General features: G+C 34.3%; 14 protein-coding genes and 1 pseudogene. 9 read left to right on the top strand and 6 right to left on the bottom strand.

Translation table 11 applies throughout. From position 1 onward, the window contains the following. Both ACLL8X_RS09075 and ACLL8X_RS09070 read right to left on the bottom strand, forming a co-directional pair. Positions 1-570 (bottom strand): DUF2920 family protein (locus tag ACLL8X_RS09075; protein WP_411990602.1); only part of this gene is annotated, 570 nt, incomplete at its 3' end. Then, positions 554-1,786, bottom strand: coding sequence for a DUF2920 family protein (locus ACLL8X_RS09070; protein ID WP_411990601.1), 1,233 nt, complete (start codon positions 1,784-1,786; stop codon positions 554-556). The genes ACLL8X_RS09075 and ACLL8X_RS09070, both read right to left, overlap by 17 nt. 76 nt (positions 1,787-1,862) lie before the next feature. Here ACLL8X_RS09070 and pseF point away from each other — a divergent pair, with 76 nt between their 5' ends. Genes pseF through ACLL8X_RS09035 form a run of 7 tightly spaced genes read left to right on the top strand, consistent with a single transcriptional unit; the run spans position 1,863 to position 6,095 of the window. Next, positions 1,863-2,561 carry a pseudaminic acid cytidylyltransferase gene (gene pseF, locus ACLL8X_RS09065; RefSeq protein WP_411990600.1) on the top strand — a complete coding sequence of 233 codons (699 nt, stop codon included), beginning with the start codon at positions 1,863-1,865 and terminating at the stop codon, positions 2,559-2,561. Beyond that, a complete protein-coding gene (locus tag ACLL8X_RS09060) occupies positions 2,548-3,225 on the top strand; it encodes a class I SAM-dependent methyltransferase (protein ID WP_411990599.1) in 678 nt (225 codons plus the stop codon). Before pseF ends, ACLL8X_RS09060 begins: the two co-directional genes overlap by 14 nt. An 11-nt stretch (positions 3,226-3,236) precedes the next feature. Continuing rightward, positions 3,237-3,911 (top strand): class I SAM-dependent methyltransferase, encoded by a 675-nt coding sequence (locus tag ACLL8X_RS09055; protein ID WP_411990598.1) that lies wholly within the window; start codon positions 3,237-3,239, stop codon positions 3,909-3,911. After that, positions 3,908-4,666 (top strand): WbqC family protein, encoded by a 759-nt coding sequence (locus ACLL8X_RS09050; protein ID WP_411990597.1) that lies wholly within the window; start codon positions 3,908-3,910, stop codon positions 4,664-4,666. The genes ACLL8X_RS09055 and ACLL8X_RS09050 overlap by 4 nt, the downstream gene beginning before the upstream one ends. Positions 4,667-4,670: 4 nt before the next feature. Beyond that, positions 4,671-5,495: a UDP-2,4-diacetamido-2,4,6-trideoxy-beta-L-altropyranose hydrolase gene (gene pseG, locus ACLL8X_RS09045; protein WP_411990596.1), complete on the top strand. Its 825-nt coding sequence runs from the start codon at positions 4,671-4,673 to the stop codon at positions 5,493-5,495. Next, entirely contained in the window at positions 5,492-6,007 is a 516-nt protein-coding gene (gene pseH, locus ACLL8X_RS09040) for a UDP-4-amino-4,6-dideoxy-N-acetyl-beta-L-altrosamine N-acetyltransferase (RefSeq protein ID WP_411990595.1), read from the top strand. Before pseG ends, pseH begins: the two co-directional genes overlap by 4 nt. Continuing rightward, positions 5,973-6,095: a hypothetical protein gene (locus tag ACLL8X_RS09035; RefSeq protein ID WP_411990594.1), complete on the top strand. Its 123-nt coding sequence runs from the start codon at positions 5,973-5,975 to the stop codon at positions 6,093-6,095. Before pseH ends, ACLL8X_RS09035 begins: the two co-directional genes overlap by 35 nt. 302 nt (positions 6,096-6,397) lie before the next feature. On the opposite strand, the gene ACLL8X_RS09030 is transcribed toward ACLL8X_RS09035, so the two are convergent. The 4 genes from ACLL8X_RS09030 to ACLL8X_RS09015 form a co-directional block, all read right to left on the bottom strand. Then, positions 6,398-7,144 (bottom strand): HisA/HisF-related TIM barrel protein, encoded by a 747-nt coding sequence (locus tag ACLL8X_RS09030; protein WP_411990593.1) that lies wholly within the window; start codon positions 7,142-7,144, stop codon positions 6,398-6,400. Between the two features lie 2 nt (positions 7,145-7,146). Further along, entirely contained in the window at positions 7,147-7,752 is a 606-nt protein-coding gene (gene hisH / locus ACLL8X_RS09025) for an imidazole glycerol phosphate synthase subunit HisH (RefSeq protein WP_411990592.1), read from the bottom strand. Beyond that, positions 7,749-8,885, bottom strand: a complete 1,137-nt coding sequence (gene pseA, locus ACLL8X_RS09020; RefSeq protein WP_411990591.1) for a pseudaminic acid biosynthesis protein PseA — start codon at positions 8,883-8,885, stop codon at positions 7,749-7,751. The genes hisH and pseA overlap by 4 nt, the downstream gene beginning before the upstream one ends. A gap of 145 nt (positions 8,886-9,030) precedes the next feature. Continuing rightward, positions 9,031-9,228, bottom strand: a complete 198-nt coding sequence (locus tag ACLL8X_RS09015) for a hypothetical protein (RefSeq protein WP_411990590.1) — start codon at positions 9,226-9,228, stop codon at positions 9,031-9,033. A gap of 71 nt (positions 9,229-9,299) precedes the next feature. On the opposite strand from ACLL8X_RS09015, the gene pseI reads away from it, so the two are divergent. Both pseI and ACLL8X_RS09005 read left to right on the top strand, forming a co-directional pair. After that, positions 9,300-10,325, top strand: a complete 1,026-nt coding sequence (gene pseI / locus ACLL8X_RS09010; RefSeq protein ID WP_411990589.1) for a pseudaminic acid synthase — start codon at positions 9,300-9,302, stop codon at positions 10,323-10,325. After that, positions 10,322-10,582: pseudogene (locus ACLL8X_RS09005) on the top strand (motility associated factor glycosyltransferase family protein); the annotation flags it as partial. The gene pseI and the pseudogene ACLL8X_RS09005, both read left to right, overlap by 4 nt.

Below are 10,582 nucleotides of genomic sequence, written 5' to 3'. Positions count from 1 at the left end.
TGGTAAGGTTTTAAATTCAGGGTAAGTTTTCACTAAATGTTTAAGGGCATTAATATGGTCAATCGCTGGCATAATGCCATAGTTTTGATAGTCTTCATTGGGTGGGATAAAGGTTGAAGTAAAATGAGCTTGATAATCCCTAGCCAATTTTCCTTGCGATTTCAAGTTTGTGATATGATTATTAAGAAATTCATAGCATATGTGTGCATTTTCAAGATTTACTTCTTTGGCAACACCCATATCAAGCAAAACTTTGGATAAATGAGGCAAGTCTTCTTTGGTAAATTCCGTAGTCGCACTATATTTTTCCACATTTGAACGTCGATGAGAAAAACAATGATAAAAAACATTGATGGCTACCACAGGGAAATTCTTAGCCAAATACTGCCTATCAAAGTCCAAAAAAGAGATATTTGCATTCGCCCCGTAGCCACCTATCACAAAAACTAAAGCTTTCATTTCTTTGCTATCATCAAAAGTCAGTCGATATTCTAGCTTTGAAGTGCGTTTAATGTTTAATTCAGCATCATCACAACTTGGGATTTCAAAAATTTCACTCACTATTGCCATTTTTTTCCTTTATCATAAGCTCAAATTTATCCCCTACATCTTTAAAAGTAAAAATCTTATTTCCACAAGGATAAGAGATGGAATTTTCTTTCATAGGGGATTTTCTTGTCTTTAGTTTTTCAAGCATAAGTGGGAGTTCTTTTTTAAATAAGGCTTTATCTGTTATTCTCATTCCGTGTTTTAAGTCTTTAATGAATTTACCATCGATTTGATTTTCATCTTGGATTAAATTTAAAGTAGCATCATAACCTAATTCTTTATAAGCAGAAAAGAGAATTTGTTTATCTTTAGCTGTATTAAATTCATCTTTTAAACTATGATAAGATGTAAAGATAATATCTTTGTTTGCCCTAGCTTGTAAATTTAGATGGGAAGAGTTAAGTAAAGAGCGAATGATATAGTTTTCAGGACGAAAAAAATATTTTGAATTTGTATCCGCACTCCAATAAGTTTTAGAAAAAAATTCTATCCTGTTGTGCGGGTATTTTTCAACATATTCACATTGACCGCTTTCTCTTCCTAAAATAAACATAGGGGAAGGCAAAACGCTTCCTGAATTATCTATCACTGCATTGACATACCAAGGGGAAATTTTAGCGATTAACAAAGACAAGTATCCTCCATAAGACCCCCCCCCCATAACTCTTGGTAAGGTTTTAAATTCAGGGTAAGTTTTCACTAAATGTTTTAAGGCATTAATATGGTCTATGGCTGGCATAATGCCATAGTTTTGATAGTCTTCATTGGGTGGGATAAAGGTTGAAGTAAAAACAAGTTTAAAATCTTGCTCAAGCTGATTTTGTTTTTTTAAATTTTCTACGTGTTTTACCAAAGTATCGGCTAAAAAAGCAGCATTATCATTACTTACTTCTGTGTAAGCAAAATTGAATTTCTTTAATAAATCCTTAATTCTATCAAGGTCTTCCTTTTCAAATGATTTATACGCACTATATTTTTCCACATTTGAACGTCGATGAGAAAAACAATGATAAAAAACATTGATGGCTACCACAGGGAAATTCTTAGCCAAATACTGCCTATCAAAGTCCAAAAAAGAAATATTAGCATTCGCCCCGTAGCCGCCTATGATAAAAACCAAAGCTTTCATTTCTTTTGCGTCATCGTAACTTATGCGGTATTCTAGCTTTGAAGTGCGTTTAATATTAAGTTCAGCATCATCACAACTTGGGATTTCAAAACTTTGATTTATAAGCAATTTTAAGCCTTTTAATTGATTTTTAAAGACAATTATACTTAAATTTTAGTAAAATAAAACAAAAACAAGGCTCAAAATGAAAAAGCTCTGCATAATCCCTGCCCGTGGGGGTTCAAAAAGAATTCCTAAAAAAAATATCATTGATTTTTTAGGCAAACCCTTAATCGCTTATAGCATAGATTATGCCTTAAATTCAGGTGTTTTTGATGAAGTAGTGCTTTCAAGCGATGATGAAGAAATCATAGAAATAGCCTTAAAATACGGCGCGAAAGCTCCCTTTGTGCGTGATAAAAACTTAAGCGATGATTATACTTCAAGCACGGCTGTGGTGCAAAACGCCATAAAACTTTTGCAAGATAAAAATCAATTTTTTGACACCGTGTGTTGTCTTTACGCTACTGCGCCGCTTTTAAATGCAAAAATTTTAAAACAAGCTTATGAAAAATTTATACTCAATCAAAGCCAGTTTTTATTCGCCGCTACGGAGTTTAATTGCCCTATCCAAAGGGCTTTTTACTTAGATGAAAAAAATCAAGTTTATATGTTTGATGAAAAACATTATAAAAGCCGCTCACAAGACTTGAAAAAAGCCTACTACGATGCAGGGGCGTTTTATTTTGGCACCAGCAAGGCTTGGCTTGAAGAGGATTTTATGTTTAAGCCGCATTCTAGCGTATTTGTATTGCCACGAACCTTAGTTTGCGATATAGATACCCTGCAAGATTTAGAATTTGCAAAAATACTTTATAAGGTGAATCACAATGTTTATCAGTAAAATCAAAGGTTTTAAATACCCCGATATGGACCTTGTGAGATGGTTTTTTAAAAATCATCTTTATGGTTTAAAAAATGCAAAAGTTTTAGAATTTGCCTCTCATAATGGCAATAATCTTTCTTTATTTGCTAATTATAATTATCAGTGTTTTGGCGTAGAACTTGACCCCACAAATCATCAAAACGCTCTTTATAATTTTAAAGAAGTGATGAAATATGAAAAATTTGAGTTTTATAACCAAAATATGCTTGATTTTGCAAAGAATTTTAAAAATATCAAAGCCGATGTTTTTTTAATCCCTAATGTGATTAATTATATCACTAAAGAAGAATTTCAAGCCCTGCTTTTAAATTCAAAAGCCAATAAACTCTATGGCGGGGGGGGGTGTGAGAGCTTTTTCTTTTTAAAGGCAAGAAGTGTAAAAGACCATCGCTACGGGCTAGGTAAAAGCATAGGCGAAGGAAGTTTCATACTAGATAATGATGAATTTAGCGGGGAGAAAAACCGCCTTTGCACAGCTTATCAAGAACATGAACTTGTGGAACTTTTGCAAAAATATTTAAATTTATACGATTTTGAGGTAATTAGCAGTGAAAATATCAATATCAAGAATAAAGTTTATATCAAAGATAGCGATATAGTCATATATGGAAAAATCAAATAAAAGGAGAAAAAATGTATATTAAAGAACTTAAGGGTTTAAAATTCCCTGATAATGCGGTGATTAAATTCTTTTTTAAAAATCAATTACACGCTTTAGAAAATCAAAAAGTTTTAGAATTTGCTTGTTCAAATGGCAATAACTTAGCCCTTTTTGCTAATTACGGCTATGAATGTTTGGGCGTGGATTTAGAAGCTCTTAATATAGCCAATGCCAAGCATAATTTTACTCAAGTCATTGGGGCAAAAAAATTTGAATTTTTTAAAGAAAATATCTTGGATTTTCCACTGAATCACCCTAATATTCAAGCCGATGTTTTTTTAATCCCTAATGTGATTAATTATCTTACAAGAGAAGATTTTATAAGGCTTTTAGAGCTTTGTAAGGCAAATAAAATTTACAAAGAAAATGCGTATTTCTTTCTAAGAACTAGAAGCATTAAAGACTACCGCTACGGCTTGGGCGAAAAAATAGGGCATAATAGTTTTAAAATCCTAGATGATAATACCACAGGCGAATTAGGATGTATCAATACCCTTTATCAAGAATACGAGCTTGTGGCGTATTTAAAACAATACTTAAATTTATATGATTTTAAGGTTTTAAGCTATGAAAATACTAATATTATGGGAGAAGATGAACGCCTAGTCAATGATAGCGATATAGTCATATATGGAAAAATCAAGTGATTATAGCCATTATGCAGCCTACTTTTTTGCCTTGGATGGGATATATGAGTATGATAGCAAGAGTGGATGCCTTTGTTTTTTTAGATAATGTGCAATTTGAGCAAAGGTCTTGGCAAAGCCGCAATAAAATCAAGCTCCAAGACAAAATCCACTTCCTATCGCTTTCTTGCCAAAAAGCACCGCAAAAAACCCTTTTAAAAGACATAAAACTCAGTCCTAATGGGGGGGGGCAACAAAATTCTGTAAAAGGCTCTGTAAAAGGGTGGACAGATAAAATGCTAAAAACCCTTCATCACGCGTATTCTAAAAGTGCTAATTATGAAAAATATTTTTCTCTCATACAAAGCAAACTAAACGCCCATCATAAGCTTTGTGAATTAAATATTGACCTTATCAGCCAATTTTGTAAAGATTTAGGCATAAAAACCCCTTTATACAGGGCTTCGGATTTAAATTTGCCCGAAGCAAAAAAAGAAAGGCTTTTGCTTGAAATATGTCATTTTTTTAAAGCACAAAGCTATTTATCGCCTGAAGGTTCTAAGGCTTATTTAGAAGATGAAAAAGCACGGGAACTTTTTAAAGAAAAGGGTGTAAAAATCCTTTATTTTGATTTTATCCATCCCCTTTATAAACAGCAAGGGAAAAATTTCTTAGCTTATTTAAGTATTGTTGATTTTTTGTTTAATACTCCAAAGCCTGAACTGGAATTTCAAAAAATCATTTTAGAAAATTCACACAAAATTCACACAAGGTGAGGCTATGAAAGTTCTTTTTAGAAGCGATAGTTCTGCTTTGATAGGCTTTGGACACATCAAAAGGGATTTGATACTGGCTAAACAATACGAAGATGTAAGCTTTGCTTGTTTGGCTTTGGAGGGTTCTTTGATTGATGAAATTCCTTATCCTGTTTATGAGCTAAGTAGCGAAAGTATTTATGAGCTTATCCATCTTATCAAGGAAGAGAAATTTGACCTTCTCATCATCGACCACTACGGCATTAGCGTAGATGATGAAAAGCTTATCAAGCTTGAAACGGGGATTAAAATTTTAAGCTTTGATGATGAGCTTAAAGCCCATCATTGCGATATTTTACTCAATGTCAATGCCTATGCAAAACCAAGCGATTATGAAGGCTTGGTGCCTTTTCGTTGTGAGTTAAGATGTGGCTTTTCTTATGCCTTAATTAGAGATGAATTTTACGCCGAAGCCAAAGAAAAAAGAGAGAAAAAATATGATTTTTTTCTTTGTATGGGAGCGACCGATGTGAAAAATCTTTCCCTACAAATTGCCAGTGAATTGCCTAAAAATAAGCTTATCGCTATTGCCACTAGCTCGGCTAATCCTAAGCTTAAAAAACTTCAAAACTTTGCCAAAGCTCATAATAATATTAAATTATTTGTAAATGAGACTAATATAGCAAAGCTTATGAATGAAAGCACAAAGCTTATCATAGGCGCTAGTTCTTTAGTCAATGAAGCCTTGCTTTTAAAGGCGAATTTCAAAGCCATCTGTTACGCTAAAAACCAAAAAACCCTAGCAGCTTGGCTTGCCAAAAAAGGTTATGAAGTGGAGTATAAACTTTGATAAGACTTAAAAATTTCACAGAACTTGACAAGCAAGAAATAAAGCTTATTTTTAAATGGCGTAATGATACTAGCATAGCCCAGTTTATGCGGACAAAAAAAATCAGCATTAAAGAACATTTAAAATTTATTAAAAATTTACACAAAGATTCAAGTAAAAAATATTTTTTGGTTTTTAAGGATGAGCAAAGCATAGGCGTGATTGATTTTGTCAATATTAGTGAAAATTCTTGTGAATTTGGACTTTATGCAAAGCCCAATTTAAAGGGTGTAGGAAATATTTTGATGAATGAAATCAAAAAATACGCTTTTGAAAATTTAAAAGTTAAAAATCTTAAAGCCTATGTTTTTAAAAGCAATCATAGGGCTTTAAGCTTGTATTTAAAACATTATTTTTATATTTATAGTGAAGATGAAAATATTTTTTATGTAGAACTTAAACAAACAACAAATTTAACCAGCAAAAAGAATGAAAATAATGGGGGGGGGGTCTTGTGGGGGGGGGGGGTATAGTTTTTTAGAGTTTAAAATCATCATTCTAAGACAAGCTATCGCCCAAATAAGCTCTTTTATTTATCCTAGTTCTGTTGTTACGATTTAAAATCGTCATTGTGAAGGGTTTTACCCTGAAGCAATCTCAGACTCTAATCTGTCATTATGAGAATTTGACTTAGTCAAATTCGTGGTAATCTGCTCTAAAATTCAAAGGGATTGCTTCAATTTCACTCGGTGAAATTTCGCAATGACAAAATGGCAAAGCACCCCACGCAAGTGGGACGGGGGCTTTAGTAAAGCGACTTTGAGCGGACTTGTTCGCACAAAGTGTTAGCATAGTTTTGCTTCGCCGACAAGTCGTCTCGCAATGACAGCACAGGTTAAAAATAATTTTCCTAAAAATTCCACTCAATTCATTCTAACCGCAAAGCCTTGCCTAGCTAGTTCTTCCTTCACATCCTTAGGAGTGTATTTTGAAAAATGAAAAATATAAGCCCCCGCCAAGGCATCCGCACCTAAATTTAACGCTTCGACCCCATCGCTTGGCTTGCCAAGTCCTCCATTGATAATAAGAGGGATTTTAAGTTTATTTTGAAAAATTTGCAAAAGCTCCAAATCATACCCCAAAGCCCTGCCTTCAAAATCCACCGAGGTCAAAAGAAGCTCTCCAGCACCCTTTTTTTCATATTCTAAAGCAAGCTCTAAAGGGTTTAGCTCAAGTAAATTGCCCCTATCATAAACGCAAAATTTCCCGTCCTTTCTTTTGACATCTATGGAACAAACCAAGCATTGCGAACCAAAGCGATTTGCCGCCCTAGCTATAAAATCCACATCTTCTAAAGCCTTAGAATTGATACAAATCTTATCCGCACCCAAATTTAAAATCTTTTGTATATCTTCAAGTTTTTTTATGCCCCCGCCTATACTCAAAGGCATAAAGCATTCTTTGGCTAAATCCTCTATGCTTTCAAAGTCGATTTCACCGCTTTTTGAAGCTTCTATATCTAGTATGATAAGCTCATCTACATTACGCGCATTGTAGATACGCATTGTTGGAGTTAAATGCCCTAGAGTGCGAAAATCCTTAAATCCTATGCTTTTAACCAGTTGCCCCTTTTGAAGCAAAACACAAGGAATTATCCTAATCTTTAACATTTTTAAAGCCTTGTAAAATTTTCCAAAAGTTTTAAGCCCAAATTTTGACTTTTTTCGGGGTGAAATTGCGTAGCAAAGATATTATCCTTTTGCAAAGAAGCTATAAATTTGCGTCCATATTCACACTTAGCACTTGCAAATTCATCCTTGCATTTGACATAAAAAGAATGCACAAAATAAAAATCACTTCCATTCTCTATGCCCTGATATAAAGGCTCTTGTTTTAAAATCTCAAGCTCATTGTAGCCCATATGAGGGATTTTTAAACCCCAATCCTCTTCAAATTTAAGCACCTGCCCTTCTATGAAGCCAAGTCCCTCGCAAAAGCCGCCTTCACAACCCTTTTCTAAAAAAAGCTGCATACCCAAACAAATGCCTAAAACGGGCTTTTTTTGCACCAAAACTTGCTCTTTTAAAGGCTCTAAAAACCCAAGCTCTTTTAAATTTCTCATCGCCTCAGCAAAAGAACCCACACCGGGCAAAAGCAATTTATCCGCCTTTTGCAAGTCTTTTGGGTCTTTGGCTATAAAACTCTTCGCTCCAATTTTTTCAAAAGCCTTTGTAAGCGAGTTTAAATTCCCTGCTTTATAATCAATAAGCGCTATCATCTTAAAAGGCACTCATCTTTTCTTACCAAAGAACCATCATAATCTCTTATAAAATTGCCCTTTTCATCGCGTTTAAATATTTTTTTATTAGTAAAAGAATCTACAATTTTTTGAAATTCTTCCTTGCTAAAACCGCTGAATTTAAGGTATTTTTCAATGGCTTTTTTAGGGGGTTTGCCATCATATTTTTGAACCAAACGCACCCCTTCTTCACGGCTAATATAACCCAAACGAATGTCTAAACAAGCATTATCCGTTGCTCTTCCAAAGCCGTATTTGCAGTATTTTAAATAATCATGCACATGATTAGAATAACAATCTAAATTTTCAAAATTCTCATAAGTCGTTTCTACTGGACTTAGCGAACACGAAAAACCATTTTTCTTAGAAAGTTCAAGAATTTTTTTATAATCCCATTTAAAATAATACCCCAAAAATAGCCCCGTAACCCCTACTTCCCTAAGCTCTTCATCGCTTGGATAAGTATATAAAAACAAATCTTTTTCACTAATGCCACCTACGCCTAGCATATCAGAAGCACGGTTGCCTAAAAGTCCTCCAAATTCTTCAAGCCACTCCCTGCCTAAAATATTTTTATTTTTGCTACTTGCGGGTCCGCCGTATTCGATTTGTGGGCTTTCACCCCAGATAATCAAAGGCACCTTAAAATTCACAGCAATCCTTGGAACTGAAGTAAAAATTCCCAAATGGTTTTGCCACTCATTATCCCCCGTGCGAATAAAGGCTTCTCTAGCAAGTTTTTGATAAACCTTTGGGTCCCGCTTGATATGAATCAAATCCACACCCAGCTGATTTAAATTTTTTAAATTCCTACGCCCTATTTTTGTAGGAACACTAGGCTCAAAACAAACGCACAAAGGATTAAGCCCAAGCTCAATCATTTTAAGCACTTGAAAAGTAGAATCCTTCCCGCCACTAACCCCGATAACGCAGTCATATACAGGGTGCTTTTTATACCTTTTAATCAGCTCTAAAAATTCTTTTTCTCTTTCTTGCCAATCAATTTCCCTGTTTTTAGCCTCTTGCGAACGACAAGCATCGCAAATCCCTTCTTCATCAAAATGCAAATCAGGCTTGGTATTTGGCATCACACATTTTTTACAAAATTCCATAAATCACCTTGTTAATAAAATTCTAGCATTTGTAAATCGGCTTATATTGCAAAAGGTTTATTTAACTCAAGATTAAATTTATCTTGTTTGCTAATTATAACAAAAAAGCTTGTCATTGGAGTTAAAGTCGTCATTGCGAAGGGTTTTACCCTAAAGCAATCTCAGTCTCTAATCTGTCATTATGAGAATTTGACTTAGTCAAATTCGTGGTAATTGGCTCTAAAGTTAAGGGGATTGCTTCAATTTCACTCAGTGAAATTTCGCAATGACAGATATTAGAGCTTGCTACGAAGGCTACGCCTTCTCGCAATGACGCAAGAGCCGCGGCAAAAAAATTAAACAATACTCCTACTTATTTATATTTTTATAAAAATGACGATATAATTTCAAACCAATAAAATTTAAAGAAACACAATGCAAATAGGAAATTTCGATACAAGCAAAAAAGTTTTTATCATCGCAGAACTAAGTGCAAATCATTCAGGTAGCCTTGAAATAGCACTTAAGAGCATTAAAGCAGCCAAAGAAGCAGGAGCTGACGCTGTGAAAATTCAAACCTACACACCCGATAGTCTTACATTAAATAGCGATAAAGATGATTTTATCATCAAAGGGGGGCTTTGGGACAAACGCAAACTTTATGAGCTTTATGAAAGTGCAAAAACCCCTTATGAATGGCATTCTCAAATCTTTGAAGCCGCACAAAATGAAGGGATTTTATGCTTTTCAAGCCCCTTTGCGAAAAAAGATGTGGATTTTTTAAAACGCTTTGAGCCTATTGCTTATAAAATAGCTTCTTTTGAAGCCAATGATGAAGATTTTGTGCGTTATGTCGCTAAAGAAAACAAGCCCACTCTTGTTTCAACGGGCATTGCTAGCGAAGAAGAGCTTTTAAGGGTGTGTGAAATTTTCAAAGAAGAAAAAAATTCCCAACTCATCTTTCTAAAATGCACTTCAGCCTACCCTGCACCCCTGTGTGAAATGAATTTAAAAGCCCTAGTGAAGTTAAAAGAAAAATTTAAAGTTGAAGTAGGATTAAGCGACCATAGTTTTGGTTTTTTAGCCCCTGTTGTAGCAGTGGCTTTAGGAGCTTGTGTAATAGAAAAGCATTTTATCCTAGATAAAAGCATAAAAAGCGAAGATAGCGAATTTAGCCTTGATTTTAATGAATTTAAGGCTATGGTAGATGCGGTTAGACAGGCCCAAAGCACCTTAGGCGATGGGAACTTAGGCGAAAAAGAGCTTAAAAACCGCACTTTTGCTAGAAGTTTATACGCAAGCAAAGACATCAAAAAAGGTGAGCTTTTTAGCGAAGAAAATGTCAAGGCTGTAAGACCTTCTTTTGGACTTCATCCTAAATTTTATAAAGAAATCTTAGGCAAAATCGCCACTAAGGATATAGAATTAGGCACCGCCCTAAAACAAGGAGATTTCAAATGACCCCCACCCAAAAAGAACTTTTTAACAAAAACCTTAATGCTTTAAACAATGCTCTTTTAAAAGAAAGGTTAGGGCAAATCAAGTCAAGTAAATTTGAATTTGTTTTAGGAAAGGATAATTTAGATATTAATTTAAAAGATACTTCAGGGGGGGGGGATTTAGAGAGGGGCGATAATAGTGTTTTACTTTATCAAGACCCTCTTAAAGAATTACAAACTATGTTAAATCTTTACAATGACAAATACCTACTTTATCCT

Source organism: Campylobacter parajejuni (genome assembly GCF_046764905.1).
Lineage (GTDB): Bacteria > Campylobacterota > Campylobacteria > Campylobacterales > Campylobacteraceae > Campylobacter_D.
Note: the sequence above shows the minus strand (reverse complement) of the source record. Positions and strands in the feature narration are given on the sequence as shown.